Raw genomic sequence first — 17,317 nt, forward strand, 5'->3', positions numbered from 1 at the left:
ACTTGACCTATGCCTTCTATCACCATAGTTTGGATCCATGGATCCAAATTTGATTACCCAAACACTGCGCGATGAAATCGAAACCGGGGTTCTTGCTCCCGGTTCCGTTCTTAAGCAGGAAGAACTCGCAGAAAGGTTCGGCGTCAGTCGCCAACCGATACGTCATGTTCTTGAAGGATTGCGGGCATCAGGCCTGCTTGAAAAACGCGCTGATCGCAGCCTTGCCGTCACGCATTTGCGGGCCGAAGACGTAAGTGCGCTTTGCCAAATTCGCATCTCGCTTGAAACAACTGCGTTGCGGCTTTCTGCCCCGCATTTAACTGCAAGCGCCCTTCGGAAGGCACGCCGGTTGAATGAAGACCTGTATGAAGAAGAAGACCCGGAAATTCTCGCGGCGCTCGATCGTGATTTTCACCAGACCCTGTATGGCGCATGTGGCAATGACCGGCTGCTAACCATGATTGCCGATCTGCGCGGCGAGGCAAAACGCGCCTATTCCTTGCAGCCCAAAGGATCACGCCCGCGCAGTGCATTTTATGACGAACACCAGAAAATCCTTGATGCCTTGAACGACAATGACATCACCGGCGCCACAGAAATCCTTGCCACCCATATCGGGGTAACGGCCGGAACCTTGATCCCGATTCCGATTGACCAAGCGTAATTGCATCCCCATCAGGAGCCCCACATGAGCAGCTTTGGTGCCGAAATCGTCTGGACCCGTTCGGAATCCGAAATTTTTACCGATCGGCGATATTCACGCGGCCATGTCTGGCGGTTTGACGGCGGGGTGGAAGTTCCCGCGTCGTCATCGCCGCATATCGTGCCGCTTCCCTATTCGGTTGAGGACAATGTCGACCCCGAAGAAGCCTTTGTTGCCGCCCTTTCAAGCTGCCACATGTTGTTCTTCCTGCATTTCGCATCCGATAGCGGTCTGGTTGTTGATAGCTATAGCGACCAAGCCACAGGTGAAATGGCGACCATCGATGGCAAGACCATGATCACGAAAGTCACCCTGAAGCCAAACGTCACCTATGGCGGCAATCCGCCCGACGCCGGCCTTGAATCCGATCTGCATCACCGCGCTCATGAGGCTTGTTTTCTGGCCAATTCGGTTAAGACCGAAATCACGGTTGAACCGGTTTAGAAACCTTAACCCGTCACTGGTTTCTGCGCACAAATGGCATAGCGATGCTGCGCACCACGTTCCAGCCCCTTGGCAAAACTGATATGTTTTTTCTGGGCGCTGTGAATTTTTTTCAGATCAAAATCAACGGCAATCGGGTCAAATCCGGTGTGTTCAAGCAGGTTTGAAACCTCGTCCGCCCGCGCACCATTGGAAAAATGCACCCGTGCAAGAATATCGCGGTGTGTCTGCATATGCGGCACACCTTCTACGGGTTTGCGCAAACCAATCTGTTCAAGGAACCCTGCCATTGCTTTGTTGAATTTGCTCGCCCAGGTCGATGAAACAAAATCGCCATCCACCACCAAAAGCTTGCCGCCCGGTTTAAGAACGCGAAACCATTCGGCAAAGGCAGCCGCAGGATCAACCAACGTCCACACCAGATGGCGGGTAACGATCACGTCGTAGCTGTCATCTTCTTCAAGTGTTCTTTCCGCATCGCCCAGCAAGAACCGAATGTTCGAGCCGCGCAGTTTTGACTTTGCACGCGCCTTTTCAAGCATGGCTTCGGACCAGTCCATGCCGGTCACGGCGAATCCAAGATCATGCATAAGATGGCTGATCACACCGGTTCCACTTGCCAGATCAAGTGCCTTTCGGCCGTCACCCTTGCCAAAATGACGCTCAAACAACCCATGCCATGCCTGCCGTTCGGCATCGGAAAAAATCTCGTGACCGGGCTGCTCATCGAAGGTCGCAGCACGCATTGACCAATATTCCTTGATCTCTTCACGCAGATTGTAATTGCTCGTCTGTTGCATGGTCGGCGGGTCTCTCTCTTTGGCGGAAAACTGCGGTAATTACAGGTTATCCCTGCTTTATCAACGAATATTCAATTTAAAAAATATACTACTGATTTGCATTTTCACTGCGAAACATATTGATTTGCATTCTCAATACCTGATAATCCCTCCGGCAGGCAATCCTATTTTGAGGGAACGGGAATGAAATTATTCGGTGCATTTGCAGCGCTGACCATGCTGATCGCAGGAAGCGCACAGGCAGCAGACTCGGTGACGGTAACCGATGTTGCCGGACGGGAAGTTTCGGTCAAACTACCGGTAGAGCGCGTTATTCTGGGTGAGGGCCGCCTGATTTATGGTCTGGCAACACTTGATAGCGAAGATCCGTTCAAACGCGTTGTTGGCTGGCGCGACGACCTGAAAAAGGCCGATCCGCAGACTTACGACATCTATGCATCAAAATATCCGAACATTGACGATATCCCGACCTTTGGCGGCATGAAAGACGGCACGTTTGATGTCGAACAGGCAATTTCGGTCAATCCCGACGTCGTCATCATGAACCTTGAAGCCAAGGGTGCTACCGAAGATGGCGGTTTTGACGAAAAACTGGCCGCTGTTGGTATTCCGCTGGTCTATATCGATTTCCGCGAAGCACCGATCAAAAACACCGATACCAGCATGAACATTCTTGGCCTGCTGACCGGTCAGGAAGATCGTGCTGCTGAATTTATCAAGTTCCGTTCTGACAGCATCCAGAACGTGACCGACCGTATTGCCAAGGCAAACCCGGAAAAGCCGCAGGTGTTTATTGAACGCGCAGCAGGCTATTCAGAAGAATGCTGCATGTCATTTGGCAATGAAAACTTCGGCACCATGGTTGAAATGGCCGGTGGCGTAAACATCGCCGCAGCGATCATTCCGGGAACCTTTGGCACGATCAACCCAGAACAGGTTGTCGCATCCAATCCCGATCAAGTCGTTGCGACCGGTGCAAGCTGGGAAGCCTATTCGCCGGGTGGCGCATGGGTTGGCCTTGGTCCGGATGCAGACATGGTTGAAGCCCGCCGCAAACTGGTTGGCCTGATGGAACGTCCGGCCTTCACCGGCATCAAAGCCGTCGAAAACAGCCAGGTCCATGCGGTTTGGCATCAGTTCTATAACAGCCCGTATCAGTTTGTTGTGATCGAACAGATGGCCAAATGGTTCCACCCGGACCTGTTTGCCGATCTTGATCCGGAAGCAACGTTCAAGGAACTGCATGATCGCTTCCTGCCGCTGGATTACCAGCCGGGTTATTTCATCTCAATCAGTGATACCGCCACAAATTGATGACAACCAAACAGATTTCTGTCGAAGCCGGGAGCGTGCATTACAAGGCACGCTCCCTGCGTCGTTTCTTGATCCTTCTCGGAATGAGCGGGGCCTTGTTTTTGTCTTTTGCCGTCGATCTGGCAACCGGACCGGCGAACTATCCGCTATCGGACGTGATTGCCACCCTGCTTGATCCGTGGTCGGCCAGCGATCAGATGCGCGTGGTTATCTGGGATATCCGCATGCCGGTTGCCCTGATGGCGCTGACGGTGGGGGCTGCCCTTTCAACGGCTGGGGCGCAAATGCAAACCATCCTTGCCAACCCGCTTGCCAGCCCCTTCACGCTGGGCATTTCGGCCGCTGCCGGATTCGGTGCTGCTTTGGCGCTGGTTCTGGGTGTCGCACTTTTGCCCGCCTTTGTTGATTTCATCATCCCGATCAATGCCTTCATCATGGCGATGGGCGCCGCATTGATCATTCATTTCTTCAGCCGCCTGCGCGGTGTGACGGTTGAAACCATTGTTTTGCTTGGCATTGCGCTGGTCTTTACCTTCAATGCGCTGTTGGCTTTGTTGCAATATCTCGCCAGCGAACAGGCCTTGGCCGCCGTTGTCTTCTGGACCATGGGCAGTCTGGTGAAAGCAACTTGGACCAAGGTTGCCGTTACCGCCGCCGTTGTGGTCATTGCCCTTCCGTTATTTGCCCGTCAGGCCTGGGCGCTTACCGCCCTTCGACTTGGCGATGCCAAGGCGGAAAGTTTTGGCGTCAATGTGCAGGGGCTTCGCCTGCGGACCATGCTGATCGTCAGCCTGTTGGCGGCAATCCCGGTCTCGTTTGTTGGCACCATTGGCTTTATCGGCCTGGTCGGACCGCATATTGCCCGAATGCTGGTCGGTGAAGATCAACGCTTCTTCCTACCGGCATCGGTCCTGTGCGGGGCTTTGATCTTGTCGGCCACATCGGTTCTGTCGAAAATGCTGATCCCCGGTGCAATCCTTCCGATCGGGGTGATTACGGCCCTTGTCGGTGTCCCGTTCTTCTTCTCGCTGATTTTCGCAAGTCGGAGGAAATCATGGTAACGCTTCGTCTTGAAGATATCGGAACCCGTTACGGCAAAGTGCAGGTGGTTTCAGGGGTCACAACCCCGGTCATCCAGCCCGGCACGGTAACCGCGGTTATCGGCCCGAATGCGGCAGGTAAATCCAGCCTGTTCAAGCGCATTGCCGGATTGGCGCGTGGCAGCGGCAAGATTGACCTTGGTCAGGCGTCCATGCAGCGCAACACCATCTGCTATATGCCGCAGGATACTGGTTCGACCGCAGTTCTGTCGGTCTATGAATCCGTGATCCTTGCCGCCAAGCAGGGATCAAGCCTGCGCGTACAGACCGAAGAACTTGACCGCATTGATGACATTCTTGCAGCTTTGCGAATCTCAGATCTGGCCGGACGTAATCTGGGCGAGCTCAGTGGTGGACAACGCCAGCTGGTTGCCATTGCCCAAACGCTGGTGCGGGATCCGAAAATCCTTTTGATGGATGAACCGACCTCGGCGCTTGATCTGCATCGCCAGATGGAAGTGCTGTCCTTCATGCGCGATGTTGCCAAGGGCCAGAACATCATTGTCCTGATCGCCATTCATGACCTGAACCATGCGCTGCAATATTGTGATCAGGCAATGGCGATCCGCGATGGCAAGATGGTGGCGTTCGGTCCGTGCGCAGACGTGATCGACCGGGACTTGTTGCGCGATGTCTATCAGGTTGATGGCCATGTTGAATGTAATTCGCTGGGTCATCCCCATATTGTTCTGCGCGGCCCGAGTGACGAAACAGATAGCCGTCACGGCACGGCAATCATGCACAATCCTCGAACAGAGACACAGTTGGCTGCTCAATAGGAAGGCTCGCCTTTCCGGTTGATTAAAAACTTTGCATTTGAGGAATTTTCTGCTTCCATGGCCGCATGATGATCTCACATCGCAATTGCATCCTATCTGATGCTTTTGCGGTGTGATCCATGCTTCAGGAGGCAGAACGTGCAGACCGCGGCGCCAGTTAGTTTCGAACGCTTTACCTTTCCCGACCTTAAAACCCTGCTGGCAAAGGCAAGCCCGTTGCGATCTGGCGATGTGTTGGCAGGTCTTGCTGCCGGATCGGACGAAGAACGGGTGGCGGCACGCTATGCATTGGCCGATGTGCCGCTTAAGCGGTTTCTAAGCGACGTCCTTGTTGCCTATGAGGATGACGATGTAACCCGCATGATCATTGATGATCATGATATGGATGCCTTTGCACCTGTCGCATCGCTGACCGTTGGTGATTTTCGCAATTGGCTTTTAAGTGACGACGCAACGCCGGAAGTTCTTAAAAACCTTGCCCCCGGTCTGACACCGGAAATGGTTGCCGCCGTTTCCAAGCTGATGCGCAATCAGGACCTGATTTCTGTGGCAAAGAAATGCCATGTCATCACTGCCTTTCGCAATACGATCGGCCTTCCCGGCCACCTTTCCGTCCGCTTGCAACCCAACCACCCGACCGATGATCCCGCAGGTGTTGCTGCATCGATCCTGGATGGTCTGATGCATGGCAGTGGCGATGCGGTGATTGGCATCAATCCGGCCACCGACAGCCCCGAAGCCATGATCGATCTTTTGAAACTGATTGATGAAGTCCGCGAACGGATCGATATCCCGACCCAGTCCTGTGTTCTGTCGCACGTTACAACCGCCATTGACGTGATGGCGCGCAACGCCCCGGTTGATCTGGTGTTTCAATCCATTGCCGGCACGCAAAAGGCCAATGAAAGTTTTGGTATCACCCAATCGATGCTGGCCGAGGCCGAAGACGCTGCCAAGGGGCTTAAGCGCGGCACGGTCGGCAGCAATGTGATGTATTTTGAAACCGGACAGGGGGCGGCATTATCGGCAGATGCCCACGAAGGGATCGATCAGCAAACGGTTGAAACCCGTGCCTATGCCGTTGCACGAAAATATTCCCCGCTTCTGGTCAATACGGTGGTCGGCTTCATCGGCCCGGAATATCTGTTTGATGGCAAACAAATCACCCGTGCGGGGTTAGAAGACCATTTCTGTGGCAAGCTGCTTGGCGTGCCGATGGGTTGCGATGTTTGTTATACCAACCATGCCGAAGCCGATCAGGATGATATGGATAACCTTCTGACCCTTTTGGGGGTTGCCGGGTGTAATTTCGTCATCGGGGTGCCCGGTGCCGATGACATCATGCTGAATTATCAAAGTACCAGCTTCCATGATGCGATGTATCTGCGATCTGTGCTTGGCCTTAAACCGGCACCGGAATTTGCCGCCTGGCTGCGCAAAATGGATATCCTTGACCATAATGGCCGAACCCGACCGCAACTTGACGGGCAGGCTGCCCAGAACCTTCTGGCATGGTCGGGGGCAGCGTAATGAGCACTTCGATCTTTAAGAAAACCCCAACTGGCCTTGATCCATGGAACGCGCTTCGTGTGCATACCGATGCGCGTATTGGCCTTGGCCGGGTCGGGGATGGATTGCCGACCGAACGCTTGCTTGAATTCCAGATGGCCCACGCACGGGCACGGGATTCGGTTCATATGGCGTTTGACGCTGATGCCGTCCGGGCAAAGCTTGGCACACTTGACCATCCGATAATTGATGTCCATTCCGCCGCGCCGGATCGGGCGACCTATTTACAACGCCCCGACCTTGGCCGGTTGCTTGATGATGCGTCATATGACGCTTTGGCTCAGCACAAGCAGAACTATGACGTCGCCTTCATTCTGGCCGATGGATTGTCCGCCCGTGCGACGCAGGATCATGGTGCAGAAACGCTTTCCATGATCCTTGATCGATTGGGCGACAGTTGGTCGGTCGCCCCGACCACGCTGGCCACCCAGTCCCGCGTCGGATTGGGCGATGAAATCGGGTCCGCACTTGGGGCAAAGCTTACCGTCATGCTGATCGGGGAGCGTCCCGGTCTTTCAAGTGCCGATTCGCTTGGTGCCTATCTGACATGGGGACCAAAGCGCGGCCGATCAAATGCAGATCGAAATTGTGTTTCAAATATCCGGCCTGCCGGACTTGACCCGAAAAAGGCGGCTGAAAAGATCGCCTATCTTATGATCGAAGCCCGAAAATTGGGGCTTTCGGGTGTGGCACTTAAAGATAATTCATCCAACACGCTTTTAATCGATGGATAAGTAAAAGGGGGCGCAATCGTTTGCACCCCCTTTCCTTTTTCGATCAGATGATCTGTTTAACCCTGCAGCGCTTCAAGTCCGTCTGCGACCATGACCGGATCAAATTCGGTAATGGTGTAATCGGCCAGATCATGTTGATGGAACGGATCATTGGTCAGTTCGGCTTCAAGGTCTTTGCGATTACCTTTGGCCAAAATCACCCCGCCATCGCGCGGAACTTTGCGCCCGGATGCCAGAAACATCCCGTTGGCATAGCCTGCTTTCAGCCAACTGATATGACCTTCAATATGGGCATCAACCTGTTCAAGCGGCACTTTATAACTTAGCGAAACAACAAACATCTTTGGATCCGGGAATGGGTTAACTGGATGGTCTGGGGCCAAAAATCGACAGTTCCGGACCAAATGACAAATCACGTTTTAGCGATGCGAAAACCATTCGATCAGCTTGATTTTCCCGTCATCTGGGATAACAGACGGTCAATGCGATCCGCATGGGCGGCTTCGACGCGTGCCAGGCTTTCAAACCATGCGGCAACGTCTTCAAGTCCCTCTTCACGGGCAATGCGGGCCATATCCGGATAGCTTGCCTCGGCCTCATTCTTTTCCAGTGCAATCGCGGCTTCAAGGTTAAGCTTGGTCGTGCCAAGCGCCTTGCCGGTGACCGGGTCACCGACCGTTTCGAGAAATTCCAGATGGCCAAAGGCATGGCCCGTTTCGGCCTCGGCAGCGGTGCGAAACAGCTCGGCGGCTTCAGCCTGGCCTTCGATATCTGCCTGCTGGGCAAAATAAAGATAACGACGATTGGTTTGGGCTTCGGCGGCAAAAGCCGCGCGTAGATTTTGCTCGGTACGCGTTCCCTTAAGCGCCATGTGCGCTGTCCTTTATTATTGTTCACACAGCATGTCTCGGTGCTGGTGAAAGACGTCAGAAAAAGGCGACAAAACCACAAGGTCCTGTCGCCTTCTTATGTGTCGTGAAATCCGCCGCCGTCAACCTAGGGAAGGGCAATTTGCACCAACCTGCCGTCTGATTTCATCAGTCTGTTACGCACCAACCTGTTAGCGGATTGGTTACAGCGATCTTTAAGCAGCATCCTGTGCTGCACGCTTGCGACGCAGACGAAAGACAAGATCGACCGATGCCAATTCAGTCCCGGTGGGGATGTTGGGAATACCGGCAATTTGCACGGTTTCGGCCGGAATATCGGAAAGCATGCCGTCTTCTTCGCAATAAAAATGATAATGCGGCACGGTGTTGGTATCGAAATAGGACCGGCCGGAATCAATCACGATTTCATTCAGCAACCGGGCATCCGTGAATTGGTGCAGCGTGTTATAGACCGTCGCCAAGGAGACCTTGATATTGTTGGTCATGGCCTGGGAATGAAGCTGTTCGGCGGTGATGTGACGATGGCCGTCTTCAAACAGCAACCGCGCCAGTGCCAAACGTTGGCGTGTCGGGCGTAAACCGGCTTCTTTAAGCCTGTTCAGCACGTTGGTATATGGACGCGACGTGTATCCCATAAGCTTGCCCTTCAATTCCAATCGGGCCAAAAATTGGCGCCCCTTTTAAATCTCCGAATAGATTAGACAACACCTACAGGCCATTCTTTGATTTTGATCAACTCCAATCAGAAGAACGACAATTGTTCAAAACAAACAAAAAGGGCCGGTAAGAACCGACCCTTTTTCTAAAATCTGTATGCCGCGTTTGGGCTTAATCGCCGACCATGATGCGATCGACAAGTTCCTTGACCGTCGGAATATTGCCATTGGCATAGAACGGGTCTTCACCAAATTTGTAGGCATTGTGGCCTGCAAACATCAGCTCGTTCTCAACCGCGGCACCGTGGGCAATGTTCTGAAGCGTTTTCTGAATACAGAAAGAACGCGGATCAGCACGCTTGCCGGTGGTTCCGCTATGCTGTTCCCAGTTAGAGAACTGGCACTGCGACAGGCACCCCATACAATCGATCTGGTCTTTTTTGACCGTCAATGCGCTTTCCGGGGTGACAAACACCATGGTGTCGTCCGGGGTCGGCATGCCTTCGGTATAACCGGCATCAATCCACGCACGTACCTTGTCGGCATCGTCTTCACGAACATAGATCGGACGACCACGACGGCCCAGCGGGATACCCACATGCAAATCGGCTTCGGCAGTACGCGAATAGCGGACCTGACGATCTGAACGCTGATGCAAGTCTTCAAGAAACGAATTGCGCACAGCCGAGCTATAGAAACCCGTCGGGCTGAATTTATGCAGCGATACGTCGCCATCCTGCAAGCTGGTCAGGCGCTGTTTCCATTCGTCGGAAATCTCGCTTTCCTTGGTCAGAAGCGGACGTGTACCGAACTGGAAGGCCACCGGGGCAACTTCTGGATTGTCGATCCAGTCTTCAAAATCACGCAGGAACCAGACACCGCCAGCCATAATGATTGGCACATGATTAAGACCAACCGAATTCATGTATGTACGCAGATCACGGACACGCGGGAACGGATCTTCCGGGACCAACGGGTCTTCGGAATTCGAAAGGCCATTATGGCCACCCGCACGCCATGGATCTTCATAGACCACACCGCCCAGCCATTCCGGGGTCTTTTTATAAGACCGCAGCCACAATGCGCGGAAAGCACGGGCTGATGAAACGATTGGATAGTAATGAACGCCATAATGCGCTGAAATCTGGGCAATCTTGTAAGGCATGCCTGCACCACAGGTGACCCCGTGAACAAGGCCCTTGGCCCCTTCAAGAACGCCTTCAAGGATCGGTTCAGCACCGCCCATTTCCCACAATACGTTCATATGCAAACGGCCTTCGCCGTTGCGCATTTCATGTGCGATCTGAGCCTGTGCAATACCACCACGGATACCGTACGCAATCAGTTCCTGATGGCGGTCACCGCGGGTTTTCCCTGCATATTCGATCGGAACCATGTTGCCATTCTCGTCATACGAGTCGGCATTCACGGCGGAAAACGTCCCGATACCGCCGGCAGCAGCCCATGCGCCGGAGCTTTTACCCGTCGATACAGCGACGCCTTTGCCACCTTCAATAACTGGCAAGACTTCTTTACCCGACATGACGAGCGGATTAAGGGCTTTCAAGTTCGTCTCTCCCATTCGGCAATTAGCCAGCGATACCTAGGCACCGCTCAGTCTGCCGGACGACGTCGTGTTTTTATCGTCGTCCGGCATCCCGTTTGCTTATTCGGCGCTGCCTTCTTCGAGATCAGCACCGGTTTCCTGGTCGACACGTTTCATCGACAGTTTAATTTTGCCACGGTCATCGAAACCGATGACTTTGACTTTAACCTGATCGCCTTCTTTCACGATATCCGAAACCTGTTTGACACGCTCGGGTGCCAGTTCGGAGATGTGAACAAGACCGTCGCGGGCGCCGAAGAAGTTTACGAACGCACCGAAATCAACAGCCTTAACGACCTTACCATCATAGATATGATTCAATTCAGGTTCCGCAACGATGGATTTGATCCAATCCACAGCCTGCTTGCCTTTTGCACCATCGGTATGTGCAACAGTGATCGAACCATCGTCTTCGATGTCGACTTTTGCGCCGGTTTCTTCGCAGATTTCGCGAATGACCTTACCGCCCGAACCGATGACATCACGAATTTTGTCTTTCGGGATCGAGAACTGGGTGATGGTCGGAGCATTGCCCGAAACTTCACCACGTGCTTCCGGAAGTGCTTTGGACATTTCGCCAAGGATGTGCAGACGGCCGTCACGTGCCTGTTTCAATGCAATCTGCATGATCTCTGCGGTCACCGAAGTGATCTTGATGTCCATCTGAAGCGAGGTGATACCATTCTCGGTACCCGCAACTTTGAAGTCCATGTCACCAAGGTGATCTTCATCACCCATGATGTCTGAAAGAACGGCAAAGTCGTCTGCTTCTTTGATCAGGCCCATTGCGATACCCGCAACCGGACGTACCAGCGGAACACCTGCATCCATCATGGCAAGCGAACTTGCGCAAACGGTTGCCATAGAGGACGAACCGTTAGATTCGGTTACTTCCGACACGATACGGGTGGTGTACGGGAATGCATCTTTGGTCGGCATCAACGGATGCAGGGCGCGCCATGCAAGTTTACCGTGACCGATTTCACGACGTCCCGGTGAACCCATACGGCCAGCTTCACCAACCGAGTAAGGAGGGAAGTTGTAATGCAGCATGAAGCTTTCACGGTATTCACCGTCAAGCGCGTCAACGATCTGCTCGTCCTGACCGGTACCAAGGGTAACAACAGCCAGTGCCTGCGTTTCACCACGGGTGAAGATCGAAGAACCGTGCGAACGCGGCAGAACCGAAACTTCGCCAAGGATCGGGCGAACGTCTGCGCCGGTACGGCCGTCAATACGGGTGCCGGTTTTCAGGATCGCGCCACGAACGATGTCTTTTTCCAGATCTTTAATGATCGAGGAAACTTTGCCTTTAAGCCCATCAGAAACGTCATCGCCGAGTTTCTCGACGATTTCTGATTTGGCAGCAGAAACAGCAGCTGAACGCTCCTGTTTAACAACATTGGCATATGCCTTGGTCAGAACGTCGGTACCAAGACCGGCAACTTTTGCGACCAGCGCATCATAGCCTTCTGGCAATTCAGCAATAGCACGCGGCTCTTTGGCTGCATCTTCTGCCAGATCAATGATCAGGTCGAGAACGCCCTGGAACTGTTCATGGCCGAATTTAACAGCAGCAAGCATGATGTCTTCTGACAGCTCGGATGCTTCGGACTCAACCATCATCACGCCATCGCGGGTACCCGCAACAACAAGATCAAGATCGCCTTCCTTGATTGCTTCCGGGGTCGGGTTCAGAAGGAATTCACCATCTTTGTACCCAACGCGCGCAGCACCAATCGGGCCAAGGAACGGAAGACCGGAAATGGTCAGAGCCGCCGAGGTACCAATCATGGCAACCACGTCCGGATCGTTTTCCATGTCATGCGACAGAACGGTACAAACGATCTGGGTGTCATTGCGATAAAGCGGGTGGAACAGCGGGCGGATCGGACGGTCGATCAGACGCGAAACAAGGGTTTCTTTTTCTGACGGACGGCCTTCACGCTTGAAGAAACCACCCGGGATTTTGCCAGCGGCAAATGCTTTTTCCTGATAGTTCACGGTCAGCGGGAAAAAGTCGACATCCGGGCGCGGCTGCTTGGCGCCAACAGCGGTACAAAGAACAACGGTTTCACCAAGGGTGACCTTAACCGCACCATCAGCCTGACGGGCAATTTTACCGGTTTCAAGGGTCAGTTTGGCATTGCCCCACTGCATTTCCTTACGGACGACATTAAACATTATTTTCTCTTCCTCTTACAAACCTCTGGCGGACCCGAGATACTACACGAGTTCCGAACACATTAATTATGAGGCTTTCATAACAGCTTCATAATTAATGGGTCCGGCGCAAGCATTGGGTCGGCCCATCCGACCCTGCTTCTCGTGTTTCGAGCCACCGAAACAATAAAAAAACGACGGCGGAGGTCACCCCCCGCCGCAGTTTGAAATCAGCGGCGAATACCGAGGCGTTCAATGACGCTCTCGTAACGCGACTGGTCTTTGCGCTGCAGATACTTCAGCAGGCGGCGACGCTGACCAACCATCATAAGAAGACCACGACGGCTATGGAAGTCGTGCTTGTGTTCTTTCATGTGCTCGGTGAGGTTCTTGATCCGTTCGGTCAGGATTGAAACCTGTACTTCGGGGGAACCGGTGTCACCATCTTTCTGAGCGTATTCTTTGATCAACTCAGCTTTGCGTTCAGCAGTAATCGACATCAGGCATCCTTTCGCCTTTAGAGATTAAAAACACGTACAGGCCGGATCTCGCCACCATTAATCTCCGCCAACGCGATAGCGCGGTCGTGGAGCATGGCACAGACGATTTCGTCCTGCACGACGGGTGTTTCAAGGGCATTGCGCTTTGCCACTGCCAACAGTCCAACGGACTGGCCAGAGGAAAGGCGTTGCGCCTCGACTTCGGTCAGGGCCAGCGCCGGGATGTCGTCCAGCGCGGTCTCAACCGGAAGCAGTTTCTTCATCACCTCTTCGGGGTCCATCTCAAGCAAATCTTGCAAGCGGATGGCGTTTTCCTCCGAAAACGGCCCCGCCGAAGTTCGGCGAAGCGCAGCGATATAGCCAACAGTGCCAAGGCGCAGCGCGATATCGCGCGCCAAAGATCGCATATATGCCCCTTTGCCCGATACAACATCGAACACGGCATGGTCACGATCTGGCATGTCGACCAGTCGAAGATCCTTGATCAGAATCGGACGTGGTTTTAACACCACCTCTTCATCGCGGCGCGCAAGATCATAGGCACGTTTGCCATTGACCTTGATTGCCGAAAACTTTGGCGGCACCTGCTGAATTTCACCAATGAATTCATTCAGCACGGCCTTGATTTCGTCTGCGCTCGGACGATGCTCGGAGGTTTCGATAACCTCGCCTTCTGCATCATCCGTGCTGCGTGCTTCGCCGAATTTCAGCGTTACACGATAACTTTTGCTGCCATCCATGACATAGGCAACCGTTTTGGTTGCTTCGCCAAAGGCAATTGGCAGTACACCAGAAGCCAGCGGATCAAGTGTTCCGCCATGTCCGGCTTTGTTGGCATCCAGAAGACGACGCACCTGATTGACCACCGTCGATGACGTGATCTCCAGAGGCTTGTCGACCGCCAGCCAGCCATGAATGCTTATACCGCGACGGCGACGCGCCATCAGTCGTCCTCATTTCCGGTTTTGTCCGTTTCACCGTCCACAAGGTCCTGTGCAACGTGCGGATCACGTAACAAGGAGCCCAGATGATCGGCGACGTCAAAACTTTTGTCTTCGACAAATCGCAATGCCGGCACATATTTCATGTGAACCGTATGGGCCACATGGTTGCGCAGGTGTCCTTTTTGACGCGTCAACGCCTTAAGCGACGTCTCGGCCTCACCACCCCCAAGCGGAGTGAAGGATACCATAGCATTGCGCATATCCGGAGAAAGACTGACACCCGTAATGGTTACCGGGCGGCGCGTCAGTTCCGGGTCGTAAATGTCTCCACGCTCCAACGCCCGCGACAGCGCCTGGCGGATTTCTTCCGCCACTCGGAGCTGTCGCTGACTAGGTGCTTTGGCTGGTTGCTTCGCCATTTCAGATCCTCACCGCCTTACAGTTCGACGGCGATTTCCTCGTTCTCGAAGCACTCAATCATATCGCCGACCTGAAGGTCGTTATATTTGGCGAACGACATACCACATTCGTAACCTTCGCGGACGTCTTTAACTTCGTCCTTGAAGCGACGCAGGGTCGACAGTTCACCAGAGTGAATAACGACGTTATCACGCAGCAGTCGGACACCGGCACCGCGCTTGACGGTACCTTCGGTAACCATACAACCAGCAATCTTGTTGCCAGAGATGGTGAACAGATCGCGGATTTCTGCGTAGCCGAGGAATTTCTCGCGAACTTCCGGCGACAGCATGCCCGACAGCATCTGTTTAATGTCATCAGCTACATCATAGATAATCGAGTAGTAGCGAATATCAACGTTGTCGCGGCGGGACTGTTCACGGGCCTGCTGGTTTGCACGCACGTTAAAGCCGATGATCAGTGCATTGGATGCACGGGCCAGCGTCACGTCAGATTCGTTGATACCACCAACACCACTATGCAGAACACGTACCGAAACTTCTTCGTTTCCAAGCTTCTGCAAGGTCCCGATAAGAGCTTCGACCGACCCCTGCACGTCACCTTTGATGACGATCGGAAGTTCTTTAACTTCGCCGCTCTGAGCAAACATGTTCTCAAGCGCGGATTTTTTCATCGCAGCAGCCTGAGTTTCACGAATGCGGCGCTGACGGAAGTCCGAAACTTCACGGGCTTTGGCTTCGGTTTCGACAACCACGAAGTCATCACCTGCAGACGGAACACCGTTCAGGCCGGTAACTTCGACCGGTACACCCGGAATAGCATCCGTAACACGGTTGCCGTGGTCATCGACCAGAGCACGAACACGGCCCCATTCTGCACCCGTGACAAAGATATCACCGGTTTTCAGGGTTCCGCGCTGAACCAGAACGGTCGCAACCGGACCGCGGCCTTTTTCCATGCGGGCTTCAACAACCACACCATCGGCAACACGCTGCGGGTTGGCTTTAAGGTCAAGAACCTCGGCCTGCAGCAAGATTGCTTCTTCAAGTTCGGTCAGGCCGATACGCTGTTTGGCAGAAACCTCAACAGCCTGGACGTCGCCGCCCATTTCTTCGACCACGACTTCATGCTGAAGCAGCTGGGTTTTAACCCGGGTTACATCTGCACCCGGTTTGTCGATTTTGTTGATCGCAACGATCATTGGAACACCAGCTGCCTTGGCATGGCTGATGGCCTCAATCGTCTGTGGCATGACCGAGTCATCGGCGGCAACAACCAAAATCACGATATCGGTAACTTTCGCACCGCGCGAACGCATTTCGGTAAATGCGGCGTGGCCCGGTGTATCGATAAAGGTGATCTTTGCACCGGTTGCCATGGTGACCTGATAGGCACCGATATGCTGGGTGATACCACCGGCTTCGCCACCGGCAACATCCGTTGCACGCAAGGCATCAAGCAGGGATGTTTTACCATGGTCAACGTGGCCCATAACGGTCACGACTGGCGGACGGGCAATCAGCTGCTCGTCATTGTCGTCTGCGGTTACCAGTGCTTCTTCAACATCGGCATCCGAAACGCGGCGCATGTTATGGCCGAATTCTTCGACAACAAGCTGTGCGGTATCAGGATCAAGGCTTTGGTTGATGGTCGCCATAACGCCCATGCTCATCAAAGATTTGATCACGTCAGCTGCACGTTCCGCCATACGGTTGGCCAGTTCCTGAACGGTAATTACGTCAGGAATGATGACATCACGTACGATTTTTTCTTTTGGCTTCTGCGGACCCTGTGCACGGGCCTTTGCCTTTGCCTGCTGGCGCTTGATCGATGCCATCGAACGACGACGGCCACCTTCATCACCACTCATTGCATTATTGATCGAAAGCTTGCCGCGACGGCGACCATCGTTGGTCTTGGCACGTGCGGCACCATTTGCTTCCTCTTCGGCGCGCTTGCGCGCAGCAAGACGCGCTGTTTCTTCGTCGATTTCCTTACGGCTTTTTGCTTTCGCATCAGCCGGTGCTGTACGACGACGTTCTTCCGGGACCAGCGGTTCGGCTGGTTCACCCTGAATGACGTTCTCGACAGCTTTCGGTTTGGAAACCGGTTTTGGCTTGGACGGTTTGCCCTTTGCCGTTGAAGCAGCGAGCTTTTTCTCGACTTCTTCAACCGACATGGATTCAGAATCATCCTTGGCCGGTGCTTCGTCCTGCTTGGCAGCTTCAGCAACTTTTGCTTCTTCTGCTTTGCGGGCGTCTTCTTCGACTTTGCGTGCAGCGTCTTCGCGGGCACGGACTTCAGCAGCTGCTTCGTCCTGCTTGCGGCGCTCTTCAGCAGCCTTCAAAGCAGCCATACGTGCAGCGCGTTCGCCGTCAGTCAGGTTGCCATGATCTTCAACAACCGGACGCGGTTTCGGCTTCGGCTTTTCAACCGGCTCCGGCTTTGCTTCCGGTGCTGGTACTTCTACCGCTGCCTGCTCGGCAACGAGATCCTTTTTCACTTCACGGAAGCGACCGGATTCGTTTTTTTCGAATGTACGCTTCTTACGCACTTCGACGGTCACAGATTTTGACCGTCCATGCGAGAAGTTTTGGCGAACCTGCCCTGCCTCGACCGTCTTGCTCAATTCAAGTTTCGATCTGTTGAGGCTCAGCGGTTTCTTCTCCTGATCGCGATCACTCATAATCCGTCC

The 17,317-nt window shown here is 53.7% G+C and carries 17 protein-coding genes; 7 read left to right on the forward strand and 10 right to left on the reverse strand.

The window, feature by feature from the left end; translation table 11 throughout:
• The first annotated feature begins 49 nt into the window (after positions 1-49).
• Together RIC05_RS04615 and RIC05_RS04620 are read left to right on the forward strand one after the other, a co-directional pair.
• Positions 50-664, forward strand: a complete 615-nt coding sequence (locus RIC05_RS04615; protein ID WP_350045154.1) for a GntR family transcriptional regulator — start codon at positions 50-52, stop codon at positions 662-664.
• A gap of 24 nt (positions 665-688) precedes the next feature.
• Complete coding sequence (locus tag RIC05_RS04620) at positions 689-1,147, forward strand: OsmC family protein (RefSeq protein ID WP_350045153.1); 459 nt, start codon at positions 689-691, stop codon at positions 1,145-1,147.
• 5 nt (positions 1,148-1,152) lie between these two features.
• On the opposite strand, the gene RIC05_RS04625 is transcribed toward RIC05_RS04620, so the two are convergent.
• Positions 1,153-1,947, reverse strand: a complete 795-nt coding sequence (locus RIC05_RS04625; RefSeq protein WP_350045152.1) for a class I SAM-dependent methyltransferase — start codon at positions 1,945-1,947, stop codon at positions 1,153-1,155.
• A 183-nt stretch (positions 1,948-2,130) separates the two neighbouring features.
• Between RIC05_RS04625 and RIC05_RS04630 the strand changes: the two genes are divergently transcribed.
• The 5 genes from RIC05_RS04630 (at position 2,131) to eutC (ending at position 7,443) form a co-directional block, all read left to right on the forward strand.
• Complete coding sequence (locus RIC05_RS04630; protein WP_350045151.1) at positions 2,131-3,261, forward strand: ABC transporter substrate-binding protein; 1,131 nt, start codon at positions 2,131-2,133, stop codon at positions 3,259-3,261.
• Positions 3,261-4,322 (forward strand): FecCD family ABC transporter permease, encoded by a 1,062-nt coding sequence (locus RIC05_RS04635; protein WP_350040515.1) that lies wholly within the window; start codon positions 3,261-3,263, stop codon positions 4,320-4,322. The genes RIC05_RS04630 and RIC05_RS04635 overlap by 1 nt, the downstream gene beginning before the upstream one ends.
• Entirely contained in the window at positions 4,316-5,140 is an 825-nt protein-coding gene (locus RIC05_RS04640; protein ID WP_350045150.1) for an ABC transporter ATP-binding protein, read from the forward strand. The genes RIC05_RS04635 and RIC05_RS04640 overlap by 7 nt, the downstream gene beginning before the upstream one ends.
• Before the next feature lie 138 nt (positions 5,141-5,278).
• Positions 5,279-6,670, forward strand: a complete 1,392-nt coding sequence (locus tag RIC05_RS04645; RefSeq protein ID WP_350045149.1) for an ethanolamine ammonia-lyase subunit EutB — start codon at positions 5,279-5,281, stop codon at positions 6,668-6,670.
• A complete protein-coding gene (gene eutC / locus RIC05_RS04650) occupies positions 6,670-7,443 on the forward strand; it encodes an ethanolamine ammonia-lyase subunit EutC (RefSeq protein ID WP_350045148.1) in 774 nt (257 codons plus the stop codon). The genes RIC05_RS04645 and eutC overlap by 1 nt, the downstream gene beginning before the upstream one ends.
• Positions 7,444-7,499: 56 nt before the next feature.
• On the opposite strand, the gene RIC05_RS04655 is transcribed toward eutC, so the two are convergent.
• From RIC05_RS04655 to infB, 9 genes are all read right to left on the reverse strand, one after another.
• Positions 7,500-7,784, reverse strand: a complete 285-nt coding sequence (locus tag RIC05_RS04655) for a YciI family protein (protein WP_350045147.1) — start codon at positions 7,782-7,784, stop codon at positions 7,500-7,502.
• 101 nt (positions 7,785-7,885) lie between these two features.
• The gene (locus RIC05_RS04660; RefSeq protein ID WP_350045146.1) at positions 7,886-8,314 is read right to left on the reverse strand and encodes a rubrerythrin family protein; all 429 of its coding nucleotides are present in this window, start codon (positions 8,312-8,314) and stop codon (positions 7,886-7,888) included.
• 213 nt (positions 8,315-8,527) lie between these two features.
• A complete protein-coding gene (gene irrA / locus RIC05_RS04665; protein ID WP_350045145.1) occupies positions 8,528-8,968 on the reverse strand; it encodes an iron response transcriptional regulator IrrA in 441 nt (146 codons plus the stop codon).
• Positions 8,969-9,161: 193 nt separating this feature from the next.
• Complete coding sequence (locus RIC05_RS04670; RefSeq protein WP_350045144.1) at positions 9,162-10,556, reverse strand: NAD(P)H-dependent flavin oxidoreductase; 1,395 nt, start codon at positions 10,554-10,556, stop codon at positions 9,162-9,164.
• Positions 10,557-10,655: 99 nt separating this feature from the next.
• Positions 10,656-12,779: a polyribonucleotide nucleotidyltransferase gene (gene pnp / locus RIC05_RS04675; protein WP_350045143.1), complete on the reverse strand. Its 2,124-nt coding sequence runs from the start codon at positions 12,777-12,779 to the stop codon at positions 10,656-10,658.
• Positions 12,780-12,988: 209 nt separating this feature from the next.
• The gene (gene rpsO / locus RIC05_RS04680) at positions 12,989-13,258 is read right to left on the reverse strand and encodes a 30S ribosomal protein S15 (RefSeq protein WP_350040970.1); all 270 of its coding nucleotides are present in this window, start codon (positions 13,256-13,258) and stop codon (positions 12,989-12,991) included.
• Positions 13,259-13,275: 17 nt separating this feature from the next.
• Positions 13,276-14,202 (reverse strand): tRNA pseudouridine(55) synthase TruB, encoded by a 927-nt coding sequence (truB, locus tag RIC05_RS04685; protein ID WP_350045142.1) that lies wholly within the window; start codon positions 14,200-14,202, stop codon positions 13,276-13,278.
• Positions 14,202-14,621, reverse strand: a complete 420-nt coding sequence (gene rbfA, locus RIC05_RS04690; RefSeq protein WP_350040972.1) for a 30S ribosome-binding factor RbfA — start codon at positions 14,619-14,621, stop codon at positions 14,202-14,204. The genes truB and rbfA overlap by 1 nt, the downstream gene beginning before the upstream one ends.
• A 17-nt stretch (positions 14,622-14,638) precedes the next feature.
• A complete protein-coding gene (gene infB, locus RIC05_RS04695) occupies positions 14,639-17,308 on the reverse strand; it encodes a translation initiation factor IF-2 (RefSeq protein ID WP_350045141.1) in 2,670 nt (889 codons plus the stop codon).
• Between the last annotated feature and the right edge of the window lie 9 nt (positions 17,309-17,317).

It is taken from the genome of Thalassospira sp. (genome assembly GCF_040218635.1).
Taxonomy (GTDB): Bacteria; Pseudomonadota; Alphaproteobacteria; order Rhodospirillales; family Thalassospiraceae; genus Thalassospira.

What these genes read in the sequence shown, in the direction of transcription:
- irrA (WP_350045145.1), bottom strand. Translation starts at nt 8,968, where the DNA reads ATGGGATACACGTCGCGTCCATATACCAACGTGCTGAACAGGCTTAAA.
- RIC05_RS04640 (WP_350045150.1), top strand. Translation starts at nt 4,316, where the DNA reads ATGGTAACGCTTCGTCTTGAAGATATCGGAACCCGTTACGGCAAAGTG.
- RIC05_RS04625 (WP_350045152.1), bottom strand. Translation starts at nt 1,947, where the DNA reads ATGCAACAGACGAGCAATTACAATCTGCGTGAAGAGATCAAGGAATAT.
- truB (WP_350045142.1), bottom strand. Translation starts at nt 14,202, where the DNA reads ATGGCGCGTCGCCGTCGCGGTATAAGCATTCATGGCTGGCTGGCGGTC.
- RIC05_RS04660 (WP_350045146.1), bottom strand. Translation starts at nt 8,314, where the DNA reads ATGGCGCTTAAGGGAACGCGTACCGAGCAAAATCTACGCGCGGCTTTT.
- eutC (WP_350045148.1), top strand. Translation starts at nt 6,670, where the DNA reads ATGAGCACTTCGATCTTTAAGAAAACCCCAACTGGCCTTGATCCATGG.
- RIC05_RS04635 (WP_350040515.1), top strand. Translation starts at nt 3,261, where the DNA reads ATGACAACCAAACAGATTTCTGTCGAAGCCGGGAGCGTGCATTACAAG.
- rbfA (WP_350040972.1), bottom strand. Translation starts at nt 14,621, where the DNA reads ATGGCGAAGCAACCAGCCAAAGCACCTAGTCAGCGACAGCTCCGAGTG.
- pnp (WP_350045143.1), bottom strand. Translation starts at nt 12,779, where the DNA reads ATGTTTAATGTCGTCCGTAAGGAAATGCAGTGGGGCAATGCCAAACTG.
- rpsO (WP_350040970.1), bottom strand. Translation starts at nt 13,258, where the DNA reads ATGTCGATTACTGCTGAACGCAAAGCTGAGTTGATCAAAGAATACGCT.
- RIC05_RS04655 (WP_350045147.1), bottom strand. Translation starts at nt 7,784, where the DNA reads ATGTTTGTTGTTTCGCTAAGTTATAAAGTGCCGCTTGAACAGGTTGAT.
- infB (WP_350045141.1), bottom strand. Translation starts at nt 17,308, where the DNA reads ATGAGTGATCGCGATCAGGAGAAGAAACCGCTGAGCCTCAACAGATCG.
- RIC05_RS04630 (WP_350045151.1), top strand. Translation starts at nt 2,131, where the DNA reads ATGAAATTATTCGGTGCATTTGCAGCGCTGACCATGCTGATCGCAGGA.
- RIC05_RS04620 (WP_350045153.1), top strand. Translation starts at nt 689, where the DNA reads ATGAGCAGCTTTGGTGCCGAAATCGTCTGGACCCGTTCGGAATCCGAA.